The organism is Paraburkholderia sp. GAS33, assembly GCF_050436645.1.
Classification (GTDB): Bacteria; Pseudomonadota; Gammaproteobacteria; order Burkholderiales; family Burkholderiaceae; genus Paraburkholderia; species Paraburkholderia phenazinium_B.
The window spans coordinates 182,130-203,949 of the sequence record NZ_JBNDMP010000013.1 but is presented as its reverse complement, the minus strand read 5'-3'; the positions used below and the strand labels follow the sequence as shown (position 1 = coordinate 203,949).

Below are 21,820 nucleotides of genomic sequence, written 5' to 3'. Positions count from 1 at the left end.
TGATATTTCCGCACACATTAAATGGGTGAGTTATGGGCTGGCAAGAATTTGGGCGGCGGCTCAACGCGGCGCGACAAGCGATAGGCATAGCGAATCAAACTGAACTTGCAGCACTGCTCGGAGTTCGGCAGCAAACGGTCAGTCGTTGGGAGCAGGGTCTCTCCCGACCCCGAGCAGGCCAGATACCAGAAATCGCATCGGCGTTACGCTGTGACACGGGCGAACTTCTGTCGGCGGCCGGTTACGCTCCTAAGTCTGCGCCACAAGCCACCTTCGATCAGCCTTGGCCAATCGATGCGCTTAGCCCAACCTCATTCGAGCGCTTCTGCACTTACTTCCTGGAATCTCTTTATCCCGAAGCCGACGTACACCGCTACGGCGATCAGGGACATAAGCAGCACGGGTTAGACATCGAAGCTATCTTTCCCGACGGACGCGTTTCCACGTTTCAATGCAAACGCCATGCGGCGTTCGGCCCGAAGAAGGTTGACGACGCCGTAAAAGCTCACACGAGAAAAGCGACCCAAAAGGTCATCCTGCTAAGCAGCGTAGCCAGTACTCAGGCTCGCGATGCAATCAAGAAATACTCCGACTGGGAGCTCTGGGATCGGGAAGACATTTCGCGTCTAATCAGACAGGACCTACCCAAAGCCAAACAGCGAACTCTCGTCGATGTGTTTTTTTCCGGGCAGCATCGCACGCTGACCGGTGAACTCGATGCGTCGCCTTGGTATACGCCGGACGCATTTTTTGCGCCCACGCTGCAGATAAACCGCGCGTTTTCGCATTCTTGGGAACTTGTGGGCAGAGAAGCTGAGCTCGATGAATTATTTCGCTTTGCGGACGAAAGCAGCCGACCGGTGGCGTTGCTGGTTGCAAACGGAGGTTCGGGGAAATCACGTTTGCTCAAAGCAGTCGCAGACCGCATCGCAGGTGCTCGCCTACCGCTGGATATTTACTTCCTGTCGCGTGACGCGCTTACCACAAAGAGCCTAGACGAATTAGGCCCTCGGCCGAAACTACTCATCTGCGATGACGCACACGAACGTGAGGATCTGGGGCTACTGTTCGATTACGCCGCCGACCCGTCAAGGCATGCGCGCCTAGTTATCTCACTGCGGCACTACGGCATGGAGCGGATCAAGAGGCAGGCGCGCGCTGTCTCAGGCAGCGAGATTACGTGCGTCTACCTACCGAAAATGTCTCAGGCCGACAGCGAGGCGCTTGCTCTGCAGGCCCTCAAAAGATTTGGCGGAAATCAAAGTCACGCTGGCCGACTAGCTGCTTACACGCGCGATTGCCCTTTGGCTACCGTTATAGGGGCCGAAGTTTTGTCAACGAGCAAGGTGCTTCCGCCGGAATTCCTTCTCAGCGAAGAGACCTTCCGCGCTGAATTACTCAGTCGCTTGGTAGAGAGCATTGTGGAGGGCGTGAGCAAGGGTCTAAATGCTAGCGCGGTGCGGATAACGCTTGCTGCAATCTCCTTGCTTCAACCAATCAAAGACGAGGATCCGGCGTTAATCGACGCACTGGCTAGTATCGCAGGGCTCAAATCTGGCGAGATTGCTCAGATTACCCGGCGCCTCCGGGAGGCTGGCGTTTTATTCCAAAGAGGGTTCTCAAGCCGTATTGCGCCAGACTTGCTCGCAGATTTCGTTGTTGAAGAAGAATGCATTAGTCGAACGGGCCTGTCTACGGGATTTGCTGAGAGCGTGTTTGATGCGGTGCCCGCCGCGTACGTCGAGCACATACTCGCGAACCTAGGTCGCCTAGACTGGATCAAGTCGAGCGGTGATACGCGTCAGAGCCGGCTACTGGACGCTCTGTGGGAGCGGGTTCTTACAGACTCTGAACATACTTCGGCTTATCTGCGAGCGGCTGCTGCGGTCGCCTTTTACCAGCCGAACCAAGCTTTGAATTTTGCTGCCCGGCTGATTCGGGCAGGTCAAGAGAAAGAGAGCGCTGCGAAAATCATCCGCAATGCCGCGTACAACTATGAATGCCTGCCGAAGGCGTGCCAGTTGTTATGGGAAATGGGCCAGCACGATCCGCGTCCGCTTGGGCGGAATCCATCCCATCCGATCCGCATACTCGCCGAACTCGCGTCGCCGGAACCTTCCAAGCCCATCGCTTACATCGAATGCGTCGTGGATTTCGCAATCTCACTCATCCCGATGGACAGTAGTTGGGAATCTCCATATACCCCGCTTGATATCATGGTTAGCGCCTTGGCTACAGAGGGACACACGACGTCGTCGACTCAACGGGAAATGAGGATGAATGCGTTCCTCGTCTCCGGCGTAAATATGACACCGGTTCGAAAAAAAGTTATAAATACCTGCATCGAGTTACTTTTTCATTCGAATATATCGCGCGGATACCGAGCAGCCGGCTTGTTGGAAAGCGCTCTTCGCTTTCCAATGGGGCTATTTAATATGGCGGTGTCCTCCGAGGGTCGTGATCAGTGGGTGGACGAGTTCTGCTGCACTCTGAAGTCCATCAACGATCAACTCGAGACGCGCGAAACGTCACCGGTCGTTTTTAACCGATTGGCTCATGCTGTCTCGTGGCACGCCAAATATTTCGACGGAGCAACTACACAACTAGCAAAGAAGGCGATGACTAGGCAGAAAGATAGCCTACATTCCAAAGCTATTAATTTTTTGATGAGTGGATGGGGAAGAGTCATTGGTGAGGCGGGGGATGAATACTCGATCGAAAAGCGCGACGCTATTCTCAGAGAGTTTACCGGGCAAATTCTTCACGCGTATCCTGATCCATCGAAGCTTCGCTCTTTCATTGAAGATTGTCTTCGAGAGATTGCGGGCGCGAAGGAAGACTCGCCAAACTCCCCTTTCGGACTTGTTACGCACATCATCTGGTCGTCTAGCGGTTTTGCCAAGGCCTTGGTGGAAGACGCGTGCCTTAGGAGCGATTCACTCACCCAGCCGTTTGCAGGACTCGCCCTCGCGAGGCTGCTGAGCGACAATGCAACATACGCAGTCGATGTAGTGGCCTCTAATCTGACAATCGACGATACAGTTGGCATGCAGATGGTGGCTGAAGCATATGCCCGCTATCGCCCAAATGATCGATATTCCGAGACAGACATCAGAGCACTCAAGCAGATCGTTACGTCTAATTCAAAGCGAATTGCTTTGCATGGCGCGGATAGCATCGGATTGGTAGCGTCAGTCGATAGGAAGTTGGCTGCGGAACTGCTCGCACTTGCAAATTTATCTATCGACTCCGATGTTGCAGATCATTATTTGATGTGGCTTTGCAATACGAACGCTATCTCCGTCGATGAGATAACTCAAGGTCAGTTGCAGTCAATTCTCCATCAACTTACTCAGTTGGATAGACTTGACAGCTATTGGATTCAGGAATTTCTTGGGAAGGCGATTCGGCATAAAACTGAATTAATGATTGAATTTTTCAAGTCACGTGTAGAACGCGCGTTAGAATCGGAAAGTTGGTACCAACCTATTCCGTATAGCTCATTCAGGCACGGGAGCTTCGGATTGACAACGTTGCCTGACTCGAAATATTGGCTCGATTATATATTTGGTTGGGCGCGCACACGTTCAGATGACGTGCCGTTTAGGTATCAGTTTTCCTACCTTATCGAAGGACTTTGCGCCCCATTCAACGACGATTTCTTTTCCTATCTTGAAAATTTCATTGATTCTGGAAAAAGTAGTGACCTTGAGCTGGTAATGACGATCCTGAGAGAAACCGCCCACACATTTGTCTTTGAGAGGGAGACATTTGTCATTCGATTTCTTCGGCGGGCAAAGTCTTTTGGCTTTGAGTTCATGGAACGTGCCGTAAATGCACTTTATGCGAGCGCGATTGGTGGGGTGCGCACCGGTGTTCCGGGCAAACCTTTTCCTCGGGATTTGGCGGTTCGGGATTCGGCCGAAGCAGTATTGTCAAGGATAGGTAGATTCGAGCCTGCATATGAGTTATATGAGGCCCTGTTGAATGATGCTAAGGCTGAGATCAAGCAGCAGGAGAGAATCGGTCAAGCGATGGACGAGGAAGAAGAATAATTGAAAACAATGATCCTGCCGTTGTGGCCTTAAAGGAGAGTCTCTATGGAGTGCTCCGTCAAGGGCATCGCATTCTAACCTAGGAGTACCATTGCGTCCGATCGCAATACTTTTCCCGAGGAGCTTGTTTATGTTTGACGTATTGTCCAGTGCGACGATTCTGGCCACCGTTTTCATTTGCGGCCTGATCGCCGCCATGTTCCGAACTTTCCCCCCACAGAATCTAGACCAAGCGGTTGCTTGGGCGACCGCCTTGGGAACAATTGCACTGGTTGGTGTCGGTGTGCTTGTCCCTGTCTTTCAGTCGCACGACGAGAGGCGGCAGCGAGATAGCGTTAAGAAGGATGCCCGCGCCGCTCTTCGACGCATTGTATTCCAGGCGCATCGTCTTGTTCATACCGAAATCGGCCATGGCATACTCTACAAAACGATCAAGTTCGACAAGGCCGACGATCGCGTGCCTAACTACCGTGGCGCAATTAAGCGCAAGGCCAGCGCGATAACAGATCTGCTCGGACGGGTCGAATTCAATCAGTTGGTCGAAACGCGCACAGTGGAGCCGTTGTTCAGAGTTCAAAGTGCAATGACTAACTTGCTTGGGCACGTCGATTACTGGGAGTGGAACAATGTGGGCATTCCAAAAACCGAGAAAGCGTCGGGTCACCAGTTTCAAGACCTCAAAAATGATCTTCAATATGCACTAGACGTATTCGATGGGAAAAAATCCATTATCATCGATGCGCTTGATGAGCCTGCGCGACTAGACGAAGCCCGAGGTATCGTAGTACCTACGAGCACACCCGACGCTTTTGATTAAGAGACGAAGGAAATAACTCAAACATGACTTCATGCCCCTTCTCAGTAGTTGAATCTCGATGGTGGTCTACCGGCAACCATAGCGTGAGGCCATTATTCGAGGCGGTTGCTGCGCTTCACTATGACAATCCAAGTGCGTTTCTATACGATATGTTTGTTAACCGAGCGTCGTTGTCCACCGTGCTAGGCATGCGAGGGAAAGACAAGCGGACCGAGATCATCTACTTGGCAAGCCACGGTAACGAGAACCATATCGGCCCAGATTCTGCCAATGCGATCAGTCGCGCTGAAGCTCGAAATTGTTTCATCGCGGCGAATGGCAAGGGGCAGATAAAAGGACTCTTCTTGGGCACATGCTTGACTGGAAACACAGCGGTCGCAAAATTCTTTCTTGAAAAACCGGAAACCAAACTTGATTGGTTCGCGGGATACAGCGATAGTGTGCATTGGATCGATGGGACAGCCATAGACATGATATTTTTTTCCAAGCTCGCCGAGCTATACGTGGAAAACAAGAGCAAGAAGAAGGGGAAATTGTCTGCTCGGTCGATGGCGCACACAGCAGCGACGAATCTCGTCAAACTTGTTCCAGGCGCGCACTCAACCTATGGGTTCAACATCTATTTTCACGAGAATAATAAGCTCACCAGCATGTTTCAGTAGCGTCGAGCCAAGCGGCGCTTTCCAACCGTGGAGACGGAGATTCGATCACGAGGAATAGGTGACCTTCATTGTCAGCGCTCCGCCGGTAAGCATGACCGAAGCGACGACTGTTTAACATCGAAACTGCTGTTTGCAGAATACCGCGTCTTGGGGGCATGAGCGGATCACTCGGTATATCACCTCTAGCGGCTGATCACATATCGTCGACGACACGGGCTATTGCGTCGCCTTTGTTGCCCTGGCACACTGCTGGCACAACGACAATGAAAGCACGCGATAAACGGCGATAGCAAATCCCACCAGGTATCGTGTAAGTCGCTGAATTGCTTGTCTCCAGTTATCGCATACTACCCCCACCTAACATGAAAAACGCATTCGTAATGCGGAGGTGGGGGTTCGATTTCCTCTGTTTCGGCAGACTATAGATCATGCCCTTGCATCGCCCGCATATGCATATGCGGGCGTTGTTGCTTTCAGCTCTCTAAACGTCGATTTCGTGTGCCGTGTGCCTTGAAAAAGGAAAGGCCACCCAAGGGTGGCCTTCCGTCCCGCCGATTATTTTGACTTCTTGCGCCGTATTACAAACGTTAGCGCAATCAACGTTCCGATGTGGGCAACGTTGAAGTGCAACACTACAATGAAAGTTACGTCCATCGCGACCTCGACTACGAGAGATCGCTTCTTGCAAATATGGGTGTCTTAAGGCGATGGCAACTAGAGGCCTTTTTAGCATTTTCGCCATAAACGCTAACCAGGACCTTATGTACTGTAGCACATCGGCGCGCCTCCGATGTGCTGTCGAATCGCGGATCGTTTCACCTGCTACCGCAGGTCGAGCCCGAGCTTTGGCATTTCACGGTGATCGGAGCAGCTGTTTTCTTGTGGATACGACCCGGCAAAATACAGCGTTCAATATATGACTTTGAACGTCGGTGAGTCCTCGGGCCGAGTCTTGCGACGATCATACAAGCGGGTGGTCGCGATGTTCGCGTGCCCGAGCCATTCCTGAACCTTGGCAATGTCGGCTTCGTGGTCGAGCGCGTTGGTAGCGGCTGTTGCGCGGAGGCTGTGTACGCCAAAACCGGCTACCGCAATCTTCACTTGGACCGCATACGCCAGCACACATTTATAGATGCCGTCAGCCGTGATCGACGCGCCGGTCTTGCGCCTTGGCTGGAACAGCGGCGCGTCGGGTGCGGTGCCGTGTCCGGCCATCTCGAGGTAGGCATGGATACGTTCGGCGCTGGCCGGATGCAGCGGCAGGAAGCGGAGCTTGTTCCCCTTCCCATGCACCCTCAGGTGCAGCACGCCGCGCCGCTGGTGGATGTCGCGGACCTTGAGCAAACATAGCTCTTCGCGGCGCAGACCGTGGTACAGCAGCACGGCGAGCATGGCGCGGTCGCGCTTGCCCTTCAGCGTATCGGCATCAGGCGCATCGAGCAGCGCGCGCGCCTGATGGTCGCCGAGTGCCGGCGTCTTGCCCTCGTTACTGTTACCCCGGGGCCGCTTGACTCCCGCAACCGGATTCAGCAAAACGGCATTGCGTTCACACAGGTAGTCGAACAGCGATGACAGCGCCGAGAGTTTGCGCCGGATTGTCGCGCCGGACAACTGACGAGCTTCGAGGTGTTTGCGCCAGGCGAGGACGTGCGCACGCGTGACGGTGCGAAACTCCTCCGGCTGTACGATCCCCACGAAACCCATGAAATCGCGTAGGTCGATCCGATAAGCACGGCGGGTCTGTGGCGCGTCGATGTTGGCGGACCATTCGATCTCTGGAGGAACATTCGATAACTTGAGGAATTCGGCGGCGGTGAGTGCGCGAGAGGTATTGTCGCGCGCAGCAATGATTCTGGTTGACACGGATTCTCCCAGTAGGTTGCGTCGCACGCGATTAACCGGGATATAATGAAGTCGGTCTTTTGTTGAATGCGTCAAAGTTGACGAATTAAAAGCGCGCGGCGATTATATTGATAATGTATTTTATCAATAGTTACCGTTTGCCGGTTTTATGAATAACTTTGTCAATATCGAACATTTAATCTGCTACCAAAAATGCTGATTGACGCATTGCGTGATTGCGCAAGTTCGGCAGGTTTGACGACGATTGTGTGGTTGCGCATTGCGTGCCGTACGTTGTTCGCCGAGTTCGGCGCCGAACGTCGTCTGCGGACCCGTTGCCTGTGGGGAACGGAATATGTTCGCGCAATCTGCAATTGCGCAATTGCGGACAGGTGAAGTTCGCACCTGGATTGCTGCCGCGGGACATTTGAACGGCGAACACCCGGCGCGACGGGCCGGCCACACATGCAGCAACGTCCTGCTGCGGTATCTGATCGCGCGATTGCGTGATTGCGCGGTTGCACGCCACATGCCATTCGCAGCGTTGATCGGCGAAGATTTGTCGATCTCGCGTCCGCGAGCTTCAGAGCTATGCGCAATCTGCAATTGCGCAATTGCAGGTGGGAATGGCCTGGCTAAACCAGTCTGGATGTCGGCGGCAGGTTGCTGTTGTTGCCAAAGTTATATTAGTTAATAGTTGCGCAGCTTTCACGCTCAAATTTGAACAACCAATCAACATAGATCTAGAGCTTGGTGTTTAAGATTTGATAGTTAAGCTGATATAGCTCTAGAACTTATTGGCTAAACGTGACAGCTTAATATCTGGAAGCTTCTGTTTATCGCTGGAACTTCAATCCGATCTACGATCCCCGTTGGAAACTCATGCTTCCCAGCTATTCGTTAAAGGCTCTACTCAACCATCATTGGAAGGGTAGAACTTATGAAACGAACAGCTATCGCTGCAACGGCTGGACAGTCGCTGCGCCCGCAGCCCGTGTCCGCCCACGCAACGCGCAATGCGCAATCGGGAGTTTTCATCGACCGTATCCGGATACTGGCGCCATGCCTGCATCTCCCTCGTGGTAAACCGGTACAGATTTGTGATCCCGAGACCGGCGAGATATTCTTCGGGGCGACCGCAATCCAGCAATCGCTGGAGGATGGTAATGCCGATGTTTATGTCCAGTCGAAGCAGATCAGCCATCAGCTGAAGGCGGCCCACGCCGTACTCATCGACTGCTGCCCGCCCAAAGTGCTGCAAGGGCATAACCTGTTCGGGCACGCTGTGTTGCAGGACTACGTGTATGAGATATTGGATCGGGTGACGAGGGCGCTTGGGATCGAGGTGCGTGCTGAAGATCGGGCGATGTGGCTTGCAGGCGAGGTACATCTCACCGGTATCCACCTCACCGCGAATTTCACCTGCGCCCGGGAACTGGTGGTGCCGATCCTGGACGCTATCGATTTCAGCAACCGGAAGGGCAAGCAGCGGATACTGCCCACCTGGCTTACGTTAGGGCTCACGCCAAAGGGCCGCTCGACTTACCATGCCCTGACGCTCTACGACAAGCTGGAGGAGATGGGGGCGTTTCTCTGGCCGACTACGAAGTACCAGCGATTGCTAACGGTTGAGGCGGAGAAGGGCCTTCGCGCAGAGGTCAAGCTGTACTCGCAGGGCCTCAAGTCGCTGTCGGGGGGGCTGGGCGGGCTCAACCTGAAGAAGGTGGCGAGTTGGGCCAAAGTTGACGTCGCCGCGCTCTTCTTCGAGGTTTTCAACCGGTACAGGATTGTCTATGCGGTGCAGCCTGTGCCCACGGGCGCCCAGCTCAAGCTGCTGAAGCCGAAGGAACTGCAGGTTTTCACGAACTGGCTCCTCGGGCGCAGCGTCAAGGAGCAGTTTGCTAACAGGGGAACGGCGGGCCGGTACGTTGCGGTGATTCAGCAGAAGCTCGGCGTGAATATTGGGGTGGACCGGCGGACCGAAGTGCAGCCCGCGGTCGATTTGAAGGCGCTGTTTTCACTGGGGAACGTGCGGCCTGTGCCTGTTTGGGCGGTGGGGACCAGGTACTACTCACCGCCGTCGTTGCCTTCGGATCGTACTGATGGTCACCCAGACGACAACGAGTGAGCCGAAATGAAATGGCCGCTGACGCAACGCGTAATCACGCAATCGCACTAACAACAACGTGCAATCGCGCAATCATGCAATCGCTTTAGCGGCCGCAGGGGGTTAGCAAAACTCGCCTCGGGACTCAGCCGGAAGCATTGTCATCGGTACCCTTGGCCTTTGAGGCGTCGGGGTTGGGCAACGAGAGTTTTTTCTTCTGCCTGTCCATCAGTACCTCGCCGTGTTGCACAAGATAGTCGACGTGGTGGCAGATCGTCGAAGGATGTACTCTAAGACGATCCGCAATTTCCTTCTGTGTGGGTACACCCTCTCCGATCATCGCTTTGATTGCTTCGCGGTGGTCTTCGATTGCCTTTTTAGAGGGCGATTTTTGCTCGACAAAGTCACCCTCCCTGCAACTGAAGTCGAAATTCTCATCCGTGTCGATCTTTGACCACCAGACGAAGTTTCGGGGAACCAGGCTGGTGTCGTGCGACGCCTCACGCGAGATGACCAGCCGAACCCCGCCCGGCATCGGATGACGCTTGTCCTCCTTAATGGAGAGCTTTTTGTGAGGCAGCGAGCCGAGCAACGTGGGCACGGCCCTTCGCCCCTTCGCCCCAGACGTGAAAATCAGGACGCTAATTCCCCGCGCCGTCAGTTCTTCGAGCAGTCCGCTGAAAGAGACCTGAGAGTACTCTCCGGTTTTCTTTCCCACCTGCGGTGTCCAGACCTCCACGTCGTCGATGACAAGTAACTGGACGTTGTGACGGCGTACCAGGTCCATCAACCGCTGGTGGCCTTCGGGTGTCAGTAGCGACTGCGAATGCCGTGTGTCCTGATCAAGTTCAAGGTAGTAAAACTGCAGGTTCTCTTTTGCCCGGTCCCGAGAAGACTGGTAGGGGTCGCGGCGCGTCACGCGTTGCCTACGCTCTTCAATCTCATCTTCGTAAAACCGGTCACAGCAATAGAGCGTTCTAACACCTGCTCCGACACCCAGAGGCAGCAAATTTTTGCCCCCAGCACCAGTATACGGGCACAGGAAACGGAACATGGCTGCCTCGTGCCTCCCTTCCTGCTCAACGAGCGTCACCTGCCCTGCGAATGCCAGCACCCCGAGCACCATTTTGCGGCGGTGCTGCGCCGCGGCGGGGCCGTCGGGTGAATGTGAGAGTTTATCTCGTATTTTCATGATAAAAAGTAGTCCTAAAAATAGAAAGGTGATCTTCATCCGAAGATCACCGTCCCGCTACCTCAGAGCTTGCCCTTTGCCTTTAGGGTGGCGTCACGTTCGAAAGGGTTGCTTGTCGGCTTCCTATCACTGCCCGAACAGGGGCAAGGCGTACCACGCCATGGCGCCGGGTGGCAGTCCAGTCGTTTGCGGGGACATTTCTTGTCTATCATCCAGTCGAGAGAAGCAGCCGTCCACAATCCGAAGGGCGGGAAGGTGAAACTTAGTGCGCCCTGACTATATTCGACGCTGACATGCCGAAACTTCCTGTTTTTGTCGAGCGTGAGGAAGCATTGACCGCCATTCACCAAGATGTGCTGGATCGGTTTTGACGACTTAAGCAGGAGCGACAGCCACTCTTGGTCATTACTCAATTCGACCATTGTATGCATGACTAGGGTCATCGCTTTTTCCGGATGCAATGGCACGGGATAGAGCCAGTATTCGTTTTGGCCCACGAGAAACTTCGCGCAGTTATCCAGTCCAAGGAGTGCAGCGTCCCTGTCGTATATGAACGCTTCCGAGGGGTGCGAGTCAGAGCCGGGCAGGCTGACGGGGCTTCTGGAGTCTGGCGTCCGGCCATTCTCACAGCGCATCAGGTCCGCCTCTCGGCGTTTGACCATACTTCTCCCAAGATCTGATTGAGGATTACTCTGAGGTTGCCTTTTGTTGGTACGCATTATTTCGAGTCTCGCTAGCAATATGTTTGATCAGTTCGTTTTAGCCGTGGTGTCGAGCGGCGAGTCGATCGTGCCTGTTCCCGATTCATCGCGGCATCCTGGCATTAGGTCTATGGCTAACTACTCTACCCAGCCATTTCGGCACCCGGTGTTACGCCACGGTGCAGGAATGCACTTCGGATCTCCGCAGGGGCAGGGCGGTTCAAACAGCCACCCCAGCCCGGAACGAATCCACTGACGTGGGTGCGGCAGTAAGATCGTGATGCGGTTGTGGGTTTGTTGGACGCGAATAAGCTTCGGTTCGCACTTGGTACGGACCTTGACGACGCACATCTGTCCGTTTTCTCGCTGAAAGGAGAACGGCCCAGTGAAATACGGGAGATCTCGCTGCCAATCCGCTCGGAGATGGAAGAACTCTGTAAGAGCGGCTTCAGCGTTGCACACGTGCCCATTCGGGAATTCAGGTAGGTCGGGAAATTCGATCGGTACTCTCCCGATTGCAAACGTCCCAGGGGTACCCGGAAGTTGCTCTGCATCTCGGAAGAAGTTGAACGGTTCGGCGCGGAAATGTTCGAAGAAAAACTTGTCCAACTTCTTCGGCAAAACCGACCGCGTCGTTCGGGTCTTAGAGCTTTTGCGGTTCATCTTCGTTACCTTGATTAAGCGTTGGTTTGGGCTGGTTGCTGGCAGGTCTGCTGGCCACAGGCTTACAGCGGGATACGGCTGGCCATGAGAGCCGCCACGAACTCCTTCATGTCGAAGCCGGGATTGGCAACGCGCGAGAGGATCGTCGTAGCTTCGACCCAACCCATGACCTCCGATTCGCGCCAGCCGGTGGACTTGAGCCCGGTCCTGACCTGCGCTGGGAACAGTCCGAGAGAAACGTCCTTGCGCATCGCCGCCTTCGAGCGGCCGATAATCGTCAGAACTTCGGGTTCTTTCATATAGCGGTCGCTGGTACGGGAGTGCACCCAGCCGATCAATTGGCCGAGAAGCGGGGTGTCCGGGGAATACACGGTGCTGGCATCGGGTTTCACGCTGATGGCTTTGGTCGAGCCGGAATCCGAGTTCGCGGGCAGATGCTTGTCTTTCACGCCGTTGCCCGCGCGGGCCGGGAGGATATGACGTGCATGGCGAATCCGCGTAATCACCGAAGGCGGTTCATTTGCCTGTACATCACGACTGGGTGCAGAGAAAATATTTCGATTCATTGATGGCTCCGTTTGTCTATTCAGGTCTGTTCAGGAGTGAACAAAAACGAATTGTCCGGAAAACGGACTCCTGCTCAGAATGTCAAATCGGAGGTTTGATGCTGGTGTTTTTTCAAACCTCCGATTTGAGATTTGACACGCGCCGGGAAAAGTGTTTGGTTGCGGAAGAGGTATGACGTGAAGAGCTTGCGAAGTGCCTCGATCAGAGGGCACATTGGTAATCACGGTGGTGGGCTGGCAGAACGATGGGCGGCGACGAGGGCATGCTGCTACAGGTCAACGCGAGGAGAATGGCGGGAGGAGGGGCGTGTGGGGAAGGTGGCCGCACATCGACCACGATGGGTCGATATGCGTGCTGTGCTAGTGCGGGGAGAGTGTGACCGGCAGAGAGCGGTCAGGTTGCTGCGGTTTGTTCTTTTACTTTTTTCGCCTCATCAGCGAACGACAACTGCGCGTGTACCAGCCATGCGTAGAAGTGCATGACGAGGTTTTTGGTGCGACGCAGGTGCCATGTTGACATACCTTCATCGAAAGCCTGCATCCACTGCGGCCGCTCAGGATGAACAATCCGAAGTTCTTTAGCGATCTGATGGGCGAGCCCAGGCCAATCAGCGTCGATGTTGTTCGCCCTGAATGCGTCGTGTGGTATCCGCTCCGCGATCAGGAGGAGGGCTTTTAGATACCGGTTGCTGCTGGGTGCTGCGTTTTTGCTGCCCGGCACCTTTGGCATGGGAAAGCGCTCGCCAAAGCGCAGGATGAGGTCGTCGCCCTTTAGCCTTCCGTGTACGTCGGCAAGCGTCGATCTGCATTCTTCGATCTGTTTTTTTATGGGACCGAGTACGTCGATACCCACGGTTCGCCAAAAGTCGGCGTTCTCGACGCGGCTCGGGAGAATCACATCGTTCCATCCGATCGGTTCGATGACCACGGTTGGGGTATCGGTAGTGCAGATCCCCTCGTTCCAGTACTCGCGGTGCGTGCGGACGAGCTTTTCAAGCGCGATAAGCTGCGCGTCAATTGGGACGCTGCAGTCAATAGCGGTGAAGACCATCCTTTCACTGTGAGAGTCCTTTTTCGCGGGCGGGCGCGCCGGAGGGCGTGGCCCTGTTCGTAGTATTTCGCGATACCCGAAAGGCGTCTCACGCACAGTCAACCATGGGCCACCAGGCCGCGTTTCGTACGATGCGCCTCGCTGCTGGGACTTAATCATGGTGTCCTCCTGCAGCGGTTTCATGAGCGGAAAGAACCACGAATCGCCAGGATTGTTTAACGCCGGCAATCGTTCTTCCTCGGGATCGAGCCATGCAGCAATACCAAACCTCTTCGCGCACGTTTTATCTTGGGCGCAGGCCAGCAACTCGGGATTAGGGGCCTTGATGTGAGCGAGGATCGCTTCGAGCGCATCCGCATCGCTTTTCTCGTCGCGTAGCCGATGGAATGCTTCCCGGTAGTCGGGATTCCACCTGAGAAACTGCCAGGCCGTATCGTCAGATTCGAATCCCTTCTCGATAGTGGTTAGAGCAAACACGTTCGGATCGAACTTAAAGTCATTTTGAGTGTTCATATAGCTCTCGGTCGGTCAGTAGATAGTGTCAGACTTCTTGAGTTTGTTGGGGGAGCGGCACCACGAGCTTGTCGCCGCTCGTCACCTGATCGGGCAGCACGAAGTCCGCCCACATCTGCATCATGGCGATGCGCTCGAACATGTAGTCCGCGCGATTATAGGCAGCCCGCACACGGTTGCGCTCGACGTGCGCGAGTTGGCGTTCGATCACGTCCGCGCGCACGCCGCGATTGTTCAGCCACGTGGATGCGGTCGCCCTGATGCCGTGCGGCGTGAAGCGACCGCCGTAACCCATCCGCTCAAAGACAACGTTGGGTGTGGCAAGGTTCATCGGCTTATAGAGGCTGCTCAAGCTGGGAAACAGAAAGTCAGATGCGAACGAAAGCGGCTTCAGTTGCTCTAGCGCCGCCAACGCCTGCCGGCTGAGCGGTACGACGTGCGCATCGCGCATCTTCATGCGTTCGGCCGGAATAGTCCATACAGCGTTATCAATATCGAACTCGTCCCAACGGCACTGGACCATCTCGTTCTTGCGAACGAAGGTGAGCAGCATGAGGAGAATACACAACTTCGTAGCAGTAGACCCGGTGTCGGCATCAAGCCGCTCGACGAACTCCGCAATCTCATCCTCGCGTAGCGGCTCATGGCTGACCTGGGCCGGGACATCAACCCAGCCTTGCAGGACGCGAGCGGGATTGGCCTGAACTTTGAGTTTGCGAATTGCGTGGTCAAATACCTGGGCCGCTGTTTGCCGGACGCGTTCAGCGGTCTTGACACCGCGGTCACGACGCACCGATTCGAGCACGTTAAGCAGCGTACGTGCGTCGATCTGGTCGAGCGGCACGTTGCCGAGGATCGGGTTCAGGTCGCGGCGCAGGTACAGGCTGTGAGCTTCTTGCCAGGCTTTCGAGCGCAAGGCGCTCTTGCTGTCGAACCAGTGCTTTGCGGTGGCTTCGAACGTGTCACCGAAAGATGCTTGAAGAGCAAGTTTCTCGAGCTTCTTGTGCGTTGCTGGATCGATACCGCTGGCGAGCAGTTGTTTGGCTTCCCGGTGCCGCTCGCGCGCTTTGGATGCCGTAAGCTCAGTGGTTAGTCCGTACACTACGGTGCCCCTTCTGCCACCGATGCGGTAATCGAACCGCCACGACTTCGAGGTAGAAGTCACGAGCAGGTAGAGGCCGTTCGCATCAAATAGCTTGAAGGGCTTGCCGTCAGTCTTCGCCTGACTGATTTCAATGTTTGTTAGAGGCATTTTTCTGTTGTTCAACATGGAAGTTATCGATGTTGAAACGATACAGATTGATATCGGAGTCGTGTGAGCTAAATAACTTTGACAGATTCCGGGTATTTTAAATATAGTAAGTGACAATGTATCTGATGGGCGAACGGCACAATGGCGGAGCAACGGACGAAGCGGGACTTTGATGCGTTGAGTGATCGCAGGTGGGAAGCGATGGCATTGCTGGATGAGGGTATGTCGCAGTCGGACGTCTCGCGGGAACTCTCCGTAACTCGCCAGACAGTGTCACGATGGGCGAAGCTGAAGGCCGCCTATCCCGATGATGAACCGTGGCGCAAGCGGCCAATGGGTCGCCCCCGTGGTTTGACGGATGAGCAGAAACTGGCATTTGTCAGATTGCTGGCAGACAGTTACGTGCGTGAGTCTGGACGACGGGGTAGAGCCGCGGCCAAACCCGCTCGCTGGACGCTTGCGCGCGTGAGGGGATTGTTGCAGGCTCAGTTCGGCGTCTCGTATAGCCTGGCGCACGTAAGAAACATCCTGGTCAGCCTGATCGGCGATGACCAGTGGCTTCTATCCAAACCGAGATTTTGGGCCGCCGTTATTGAGCTGGCTTACCCGGAATATGAAGGGAAGGTCCTCGTGGAGGATTTCGAGGACGGTTGGGAGGTGAACATGAAGATACTCCAGGAATTGCGGCAGGCACTGCGACCATGAGGGAAGAAGAGGTTCTGCCAAACCGTCGTTGACCACCTGGTGACTCGGCGACCACGGTGGTGTTGCAGAAAGCTGGTCGGCGTCCTGCTCGCTACAAGTGACCTCATGCTGAACACAGTGCAGTACGAGCCCTAACAGCGCGCGAACATCTCGGCTATGCGGAAACGCTGGGCCCGTTGGCGTCGGCATTTTAATTTGAACTGAGATTAGAGCCGATCTGGTTGATTGCAACTGGAAAGCAGAGAGTAAGCTGCAGTTCAATCAAAGGCTGTCGGGCGTTGTGGCAAGCTGGCGCATCGTCGGTGGTTTGTAATGGGCTATGCCCGAATAGTTTCCTCTCCAGCAATGCGCGTCGAGTAGTAAGTTTGGGTATGCTTTCCCCCGTTGTTTGAATGCGGATTCACGGGCGTGTCCGAAAGAGCATCGTGAGTTTTACTAAAACATAACCGAATGCTGGATCGTCAGTTCAACTCTGTTTGAGCCTCCAGGCAACGACGCCAGATGTGCTGATCTTCTCATACGCGAATAAAAATGGCCGAACTTTCCCTATCTGATGCTTTCCAGTTGTCCGGCGAGTGGTATCTTCCCGACGATAAGTCACGCTTGATCCCAGGTCAGATCCACTACAGTCAAGAGCGGACCGAGCTTCATCTCAATGAGGCGTTTCTGCCGGTAAGCGGCACTGTTCGCGCTGCGGATGAGGTACCTGCCTACTCCGTTATTCATGGGCTGACAACCAAGAGCCAGGCAGTCACCATACTTGGCGCCCAGAGGGCGGGGATTTCGGTGAATTTTGGTTCCGGCGGCATGCGTCAATCGGAAAGGGTGATCGCATCGTGGTTGCTCATTGGGGCTCACGTTGAAGCAGAAGCCACTTTCCCTGAAGTGCAGTTGCGAATTCCTGGACTACAGGTTTGGCTGTCGAAGCCGACGGTCAAGGAATCGAGTGAGATCCACGCCGAAACAGGCAGCTTCTCTCATTCGTTTCGCATCCTGCATCCTCCCGAGGACAGTATCCGTGTCCCGTCGATTAACGCGACCGTCAAGTTTGACATCAGGTGTACGTCAACTTCGGATCATTTCTCGGCGACGGTGACGTCGGCGGCTTGGGTGTCAATTCGGCCAGATACGCCACAGACTATTGGCTGGTATATGGAGCAGCAGGGAAAGCTTGCCCCCTTGCTTGCGTTTTTGGCCGGTACTCCTATGTCGCCCGATTGCATTGTCGCAGCCACAGACGATCCTCTTCGTGATGTCTCAGTGCTGGTCACGATGCGAGACGTCCGCTATTGCACGTACACGAACCTGAGCGAATTCTTCATGATCCGGGGGGCGATGGACATTGAGCTTTCTACCGTAATTGCCAGTTGGTTCGAGCTATATGCCCGCGTACAAATGCCGAGCCAACTGGCTCTTAGCGTACTGGCTTCTGAGAAGTTGTGGTTGCATGTCGAATTTCTGTCGCTGATTCAATCACTAGAAGGATTTCATCGCGGTCTGTATGCAGGTAACTACATGCCAGACAGTGACTACGAGAGAGTCAAGAAGAGTCTCGGTGATGCTATTCCGGATGATATTGGACGCGACCACCGGGATTCCCTTCGCTCGCGTATCCGTTATGGAAATCAAATTTCGCTCAGGAAGCGTTTGGATGCTCTCACGGAGATTCTCCCGATCCCGATTAGAAGAGCTATTCTCGGTGCGGACGGGAAGATACCTCGTGCATGGATTGACACACGGAACTATTACACGCATTGGGACGAAGAACTTCGCGTGAACGTGCTCGATGGCCAACAACAATATGTGGCAAATGTTCGCATGCGACACTTGCTACGGGCGCTGTATCTTCAACGTGTAGGTATTCCAGAAGTCGCCATATTGCGGTCGCTTTTCAACACATCAAGCGCATCACAACACTTGATGCAAATCAATGCTATAGACGCTCGTCGCCGTAATCCGGATGACGCGTCTGGCGTGATTATGACGGTAGGTGAGGTGGGTCCTAAGCCGGAAATCAGCAGAGCGGATGGAGACCCGCCGCAACCCGGGCCGGTGGCGGATAGCTGGCTTCGACGGCTGTTCGCGAGGTGCGGAAGCCGAAGGCGGAGCGCATAGGGACGCAGCAGCACGGTCGTCAGCTTTGGCGGGATCGCGTTAGTAGGCAGCGACATGTGACTGTTGGCCTGTTGTCGGTTGAACAACCTCCACCGGGCATCGACGTGCTGACAGACCGGGGGCAGCTTTAGTTGGCGAAGCTGTCAAGCGATAGATGTGGCGAACGTCCGTTCCCCGAGATGAGGTAGGTACTCAAGCAGCCCGCGAGCCAACGCTTCGCGGCCATTTTTGATAGACGACAGAATTTACTCATGCCGCAGCTTCGTCAGCGGGTGCGGCGCCAGTCTCGTCCTGAAACGCGAGCGGCAACTGCTGCGGGTCTAGGGCTCCATCGCCGAGCGACGTCAGCGCTTCGACGTTTAACGATGTTACACAACTGAATGCAGTGACCTGCTTGCGCTGCAGCTCTGCAAATTGTTCCGTGCAACGGCCGATGTTGTCCTTAGCGTAATTCCGGTCCTTCAGACTCTTGATATTCAGGTTGACGATAAACAGTCCCGATGTGACCGCGGCAATCGCGCCGCTGATGGCAGCGCCGGAGTCGCCCCGTACCGCTTTCCAGCCGTGTTGGAACACGGTCACGCCGTGGTTGATCAGCGGCAGGCACAGGTCGATTATCTGGAAGGTGTTGTCGGTTGCCGTTTCAAGCAGATCGTTGGCACGGCGCTGAAGCGTGCTTCGTTCGTCCGCGTTGTCCGCGGCGTCGCGCGCTATTCGAAGCCGGACGATCTCATCAAACTCGCGAGCGTCTTTTTCGAAGATCGCGACCAAGGCAGATTCGGTATCGGCCAACTGCTCCAGAATGTGGCGCAGGATGACCTCAAGTTCCCGGTCGGGTTTCTTTTCAAGGCTCTTCAGGCAGACCGTGCGAATCAGCTTCACGGCCAGCAATCCCATCATGGCGGCAGCGCTGCCGGAGCCGGGTGAAGCCTTCCCAGCGCCGAAAGCGTCGAGCAACTGGCCTGCTGGTTGAGCTAGCAAGTTGGTCTCGGGTGGCAACAGGTTCTCCATCTTGTGGGTCTCTTCGCTTGACGGCCGGGGGCTGTTATTAAAACCTTAAAGCAGCAATCGTTCAGATATTGACAAGTCTAAAGCAGGATTGTAAAGGCCACGAAAGAAGTGATTTCCCGGTATGGCAGAATCGATGAACCAAGTAGCATTATGCGAGCCTTGAACGACAAAATTCCCTGCCTGATTTACAGGGAGGATAGTGTTCAGAGGACCCGCAGGTTCCGGATTTTTCCGATGGTCGGCGACCGACTCAGGATGAGTTCCATGATGTACTCGGGCAGTAGTGCGCGTGGGATGTTGCCAGGAATCCCGTCTACGAGTTGCGAAGGAACCTGAACGATGAACGCGTCAGGATCGCTTTTGAGGCTGTGTTCGTAGCTGACTCGGCAATCCATGTCTGTATGTCGCGGTCGGTGGCATGGCGGATGGCTGATGTGGCGCTCGATCCGCAGTTTCGAATGTTGAGCGGGATACCCGGAAAACCGGCAAAAAGTCGCGAACTCTCTGCTCTGCTGTATCTCCGGGGATCGCCGCTGATCCCAATGCCGGCGTGGCAGACAGCCGGTTTGAATCCCTCGGGGAGGCGTTTTCCCGGAAGCGTGACGGTATACTTGGCGCAGAAAACGACCGTATACCGTCAAGTATACCGTCAAGTATACCGTCACAATGCTGTATATCTGGCTGCATTTGGCGAGACGACGGTAGACGGTCGTTTAGCCAAAAGCCGAATTACTTCAATGGCTTATGGCCGTCCTGAGACGTACTGAGCATCCGCTCCACGTACCTTGCAATCAGATCAATCTCCAGATTAACCTTCGCCCCCTCACGCAGATTCTTAAGCGCAGTCACCTCAACCGTGTGCGGGATCAGGTTAATCGAAAACTCACAACCATCATCGCGATCCTTCACGGCGTTGACCGTCAGGCTCACACCATTCACAGTAATCGAGCCCTTGTACGCGAGATAACGCCCAATCTCCCGCGGCGCCAGCACACGCAATTCGTGCGACTCGCCAACCGGCGCGAAATGCGTCACCGTCCCAAGTCCATCCACATGACCCGACACGATATGCCCACCAAGCCGGTCATGCGCGCGTAGCGCTTTCTCGAGATTGACCTCACCCGGCTCGCCAAGCCCGGCCGTGCAGTTCAGGCTCTCGCGCGACACATTCACTTCGAACGAATCCGACGTCTTGGCCACCACGGTCATGCAGGCGCCTTGAATCGTGATGCTGTCGCCAAGCTGGACGTCCTCGAGATCGAGGCCACCTGCTTTGACATTCAGGCGGACGCCCGCGTCCCCGTCGCTGCCAAGGGGTTTGACTGATTCGATGCGGCCGACCGCCGCGACGATTCCGGTAAACATCGTGCTGGTTCCTTGTTTAATTCCCAGTAGGGCGGGGCGCGGATGGCGGCGCGAAGCGCGCCAGAATCCGCAGGTCGTCGCCAATCCGGTCGACGGCGTGAAAGTTCAAACGTACACGGTCCTCGAGCGCTAGCGGCGCGATCAGGCTGAACATGCCCATCGAGTCGGTGCCGAGCAGACTCGGCGCCAGATAGACCAGCAACTCGTCGACACAGCCTTCGCGCAACAGCGAGCCGTTCAATTTATAGCCAGCCTCGACGTGCAACTCATTAACCTGGCGTTCGCCGAGCACCTTCAGCATGGCAGGCAGATCCACCTTGCCGGTGGCGTTCGCCATTTGAATGATTTCCGCGCCACGATCGCGCAATACGCTAGCGCGCTCGGTGTGACGCTCATCCAGGTTGCCGCAGAAAATCAGCGTCGGTGCGCCGGCCAGAATTTGCGCCGTAGGCGGCACATCGAGCTGGCTGTCGATCAATACGCGTTGCGGCTGGCGCGGCGTATCTACGGCTCGCACCGTCATGCGCGGATCGTCTTCCCTCACAGTGCCAATGCCCGTGAGGATCGCCGATGCGCGGGCGCGCCACGCATGGCCATCGGCGCGTGCCGCTTCTCCGGTGATCCATTGGCTTTCACCGGATGGCAGTCCGGTGCGGCCGTCGAGCGAGGCGGCCACTTTCAATCGCACCCATGGCCTGCCGCGCGTCATGCGCGACACGAAGCCGACGTTCAGTTCAGCGGCTTCATTGGCGAGCAGGCCGCAGCGCACTTCGATGCCCGCGTCGCGCAGCATCTTGAGGCCGCGCCCCGACACCTGTGGATTCGGATCTTCCATGGCCGCGACCACGCGTTCCACTTGCGCCTCGATCAGCGCGTTGGCGCACGGTGGCGTGCGGCCGAAGTGGCTGCATGGTTCGAGCGTGACGTAGGCCGTAGCGCCGCGCAGATCGTGGCCGCGCGAACGCGCATCCTTCAGCGCCCGTACTTCGGCATGGTCCTGTCCTGCCGGCTGCGTGAAGCCCTCGCCAATCACCTCGCCGTTCTTGACCAGCACGCAGCCGACGCGCGGGTTCGGATCGGTCGTGTACATGCCGCGCTTCGCGAGAGCCAGCGCGCGTTCCATATGGACGAAATCGGTTTGCGAGAACATCGGCGTCCGTTAAGTGCTGTGGCGTGTTCTGTCGTGAGTAGTGGTGACCTGAT

16 protein-coding genes are annotated in these 21,820 nt (G+C 55.4%); 6 read left to right on the top strand and 10 right to left on the bottom strand.

Annotated features, from left to right (window positions below; translation table 11 throughout):
• Positions 1–32 precede the first annotated feature (32 nt).
• The 3 genes from P3T24_RS31560 to P3T24_RS31550 all read left to right on the top strand — a co-directional run bounded on the left by P3T24_RS31560 (position 33) and on the right by P3T24_RS31550 (position 5,534).
• Positions 33–4,055, top strand: coding sequence for a helix-turn-helix domain-containing protein (locus P3T24_RS31560; protein ID WP_429440641.1), 4,023 nt, complete (start codon positions 33–35; stop codon positions 4,053–4,055).
• A 130-nt stretch (positions 4,056–4,185) separates the two neighbouring features.
• Positions 4,186–4,872, top strand: coding sequence for a hypothetical protein (locus tag P3T24_RS31555; RefSeq protein ID WP_429440639.1), 687 nt, complete (start codon positions 4,186–4,188; stop codon positions 4,870–4,872).
• A 170-nt stretch (positions 4,873–5,042) separates the two neighbouring features.
• A complete protein-coding gene (locus tag P3T24_RS31550) occupies positions 5,043–5,534 on the top strand; it encodes a hypothetical protein (RefSeq protein ID WP_429440637.1) in 492 nt (163 codons plus the stop codon).
• A gap of 909 nt (positions 5,535–6,443) precedes the next feature.
• Here P3T24_RS31550 and P3T24_RS31545 read toward each other — a convergent pair.
• On the bottom strand, positions 6,444–7,424 hold the full coding sequence (locus P3T24_RS31545) for a tyrosine-type recombinase/integrase (protein WP_429440635.1): 981 nt from the start codon (positions 7,422–7,424) through the stop codon (positions 6,444–6,446).
• A gap of 892 nt (positions 7,425–8,316) precedes the next feature.
• Between P3T24_RS31545 and P3T24_RS31540 the strand changes: the two genes are divergently transcribed.
• Positions 8,317–9,504, top strand: a complete 1,188-nt coding sequence (locus tag P3T24_RS31540; RefSeq protein WP_429440633.1) for a phage/plasmid replication protein, II/X family — start codon at positions 8,317–8,319, stop codon at positions 9,502–9,504.
• Positions 9,505–9,628: 124 nt separating this feature from the next.
• Here P3T24_RS31540 and P3T24_RS31535 read toward each other — a convergent pair whose 3' ends face one another.
• The 5 genes from P3T24_RS31535 to P3T24_RS31515 all read right to left on the bottom strand — a co-directional run bounded on the left by P3T24_RS31535 (position 9,629) and on the right by P3T24_RS31515 (position 15,439).
• A complete protein-coding gene (locus P3T24_RS31535; RefSeq protein ID WP_429440631.1) occupies positions 9,629–10,714 on the bottom strand; it encodes a hypothetical protein in 1,086 nt (361 codons plus the stop codon).
• Between the two features lie 23 nt (positions 10,715–10,737).
• On the bottom strand, positions 10,738–11,172 hold the full coding sequence (locus P3T24_RS31530; protein ID WP_429440629.1) for a hypothetical protein: 435 nt from the start codon (positions 11,170–11,172) through the stop codon (positions 10,738–10,740).
• Positions 11,173–12,101: 929 nt separating this feature from the next.
• A complete protein-coding gene (locus P3T24_RS31525) occupies positions 12,102–12,605 on the bottom strand; it encodes a helix-turn-helix transcriptional regulator (protein WP_429440627.1) in 504 nt (167 codons plus the stop codon).
• A gap of 394 nt (positions 12,606–12,999) precedes the next feature.
• Positions 13,000–14,169 carry a transcriptional regulator domain-containing protein gene (locus P3T24_RS31520; protein WP_429440625.1) on the bottom strand — a complete coding sequence of 390 codons (1,170 nt, stop codon included), beginning with the start codon at positions 14,167–14,169 and terminating at the stop codon, positions 13,000–13,002.
• Between the two features lie 28 nt (positions 14,170–14,197).
• On the bottom strand, positions 14,198–15,439 hold the full coding sequence (locus tag P3T24_RS31515; RefSeq protein WP_429440623.1) for a tyrosine-type recombinase/integrase: 1,242 nt from the start codon (positions 15,437–15,439) through the stop codon (positions 14,198–14,200).
• A gap of 123 nt (positions 15,440–15,562) precedes the next feature.
• Here P3T24_RS31515 and P3T24_RS31510 point away from each other — a divergent pair, with 123 nt between their 5' ends.
• Both P3T24_RS31510 and P3T24_RS31505 read left to right on the top strand, forming a co-directional pair.
• Positions 15,563–16,126, top strand: a complete 564-nt coding sequence (locus P3T24_RS31510; protein ID WP_429440621.1) for a helix-turn-helix domain-containing protein — start codon at positions 15,563–15,565, stop codon at positions 16,124–16,126.
• A gap of 531 nt (positions 16,127–16,657) precedes the next feature.
• Entirely contained in the window at positions 16,658–18,241 is a 1,584-nt protein-coding gene (locus P3T24_RS31505) for a HEPN domain-containing protein (RefSeq protein ID WP_429440619.1), read from the top strand.
• A 249-nt stretch (positions 18,242–18,490) separates the two neighbouring features.
• Here P3T24_RS31505 and P3T24_RS31500 read toward each other — a convergent pair whose 3' ends face one another.
• The 4 genes from P3T24_RS31500 to ribD form a co-directional block, all read right to left on the bottom strand.
• Positions 18,491–19,252, bottom strand: coding sequence for a cyclodeaminase/cyclohydrolase family protein (locus tag P3T24_RS31500; protein WP_429440617.1), 762 nt, complete (start codon positions 19,250–19,252; stop codon positions 18,491–18,493).
• A 203-nt stretch (positions 19,253–19,455) separates the two neighbouring features.
• Positions 19,456–19,647 carry a hypothetical protein gene (locus P3T24_RS31495; RefSeq protein WP_429440616.1) on the bottom strand — a complete coding sequence of 64 codons (192 nt, stop codon included), beginning with the start codon at positions 19,645–19,647 and terminating at the stop codon, positions 19,456–19,458.
• Between the two features lie 334 nt (positions 19,648–19,981).
• The gene (locus P3T24_RS31490) at positions 19,982–20,617 is read right to left on the bottom strand and encodes a riboflavin synthase (protein ID WP_429440614.1); all 636 of its coding nucleotides are present in this window, start codon (positions 20,615–20,617) and stop codon (positions 19,982–19,984) included.
• A gap of 16 nt (positions 20,618–20,633) precedes the next feature.
• On the bottom strand, positions 20,634–21,767 hold the full coding sequence (gene ribD / locus P3T24_RS31485) for a bifunctional diaminohydroxyphosphoribosylaminopyrimidine deaminase/5-amino-6-(5-phosphoribosylamino)uracil reductase RibD (protein ID WP_429440613.1): 1,134 nt from the start codon (positions 21,765–21,767) through the stop codon (positions 20,634–20,636).
• Between the last annotated feature and the right edge of the window lie 53 nt (positions 21,768–21,820).

Bases quoted from the DNA above. Each gene is read 5' to 3' on its own strand.
- P3T24_RS31560 (WP_429440641.1), top strand. From the start codon at position 33: ATGGGCTGGCAAGAATTTGGGCGGCGGCTCAACGCGGCGCGACAAGCG.
- P3T24_RS31555 (WP_429440639.1), top strand. From the start codon at position 4,186: ATGTTTGACGTATTGTCCAGTGCGACGATTCTGGCCACCGTTTTCATT.
- P3T24_RS31540 (WP_429440633.1), top strand. From the start codon at position 8,317: ATGAAACGAACAGCTATCGCTGCAACGGCTGGACAGTCGCTGCGCCCG.
- P3T24_RS31535 (WP_429440631.1), bottom strand. From the start codon at position 10,714: ATGAAGATCACCTTTCTATTTTTAGGACTACTTTTTATCATGAAAATA.
- P3T24_RS31525 (WP_429440627.1), bottom strand. From the start codon at position 12,605: ATGAATCGAAATATTTTCTCTGCACCCAGTCGTGATGTACAGGCAAAT.
- P3T24_RS31520 (WP_429440625.1), bottom strand. From the start codon at position 14,169: ATGAACACTCAAAATGACTTTAAGTTCGATCCGAACGTGTTTGCTCTA.
- P3T24_RS31515 (WP_429440623.1), bottom strand. From the start codon at position 15,439: ATGTTGAACAACAGAAAAATGCCTCTAACAAACATTGAAATCAGTCAG.
- P3T24_RS31510 (WP_429440621.1), top strand. From the start codon at position 15,563: ATGGCGGAGCAACGGACGAAGCGGGACTTTGATGCGTTGAGTGATCGC.
- P3T24_RS31505 (WP_429440619.1), top strand. From the start codon at position 16,658: ATGGCCGAACTTTCCCTATCTGATGCTTTCCAGTTGTCCGGCGAGTGG.
- P3T24_RS31500 (WP_429440617.1), bottom strand. From the start codon at position 19,252: ATGGAGAACCTGTTGCCACCCGAGACCAACTTGCTAGCTCAACCAGCA.
- P3T24_RS31495 (WP_429440616.1), bottom strand. From the start codon at position 19,647: ATGGATTGCCGAGTCAGCTACGAACACAGCCTCAAAAGCGATCCTGAC.
- P3T24_RS31490 (WP_429440614.1), bottom strand. From the start codon at position 20,617: ATGTTTACCGGAATCGTCGCGGCGGTCGGCCGCATCGAATCAGTCAAA.
- ribD (WP_429440613.1), bottom strand. From the start codon at position 21,767: ATGTTCTCGCAAACCGATTTCGTCCATATGGAACGCGCGCTGGCTCTC.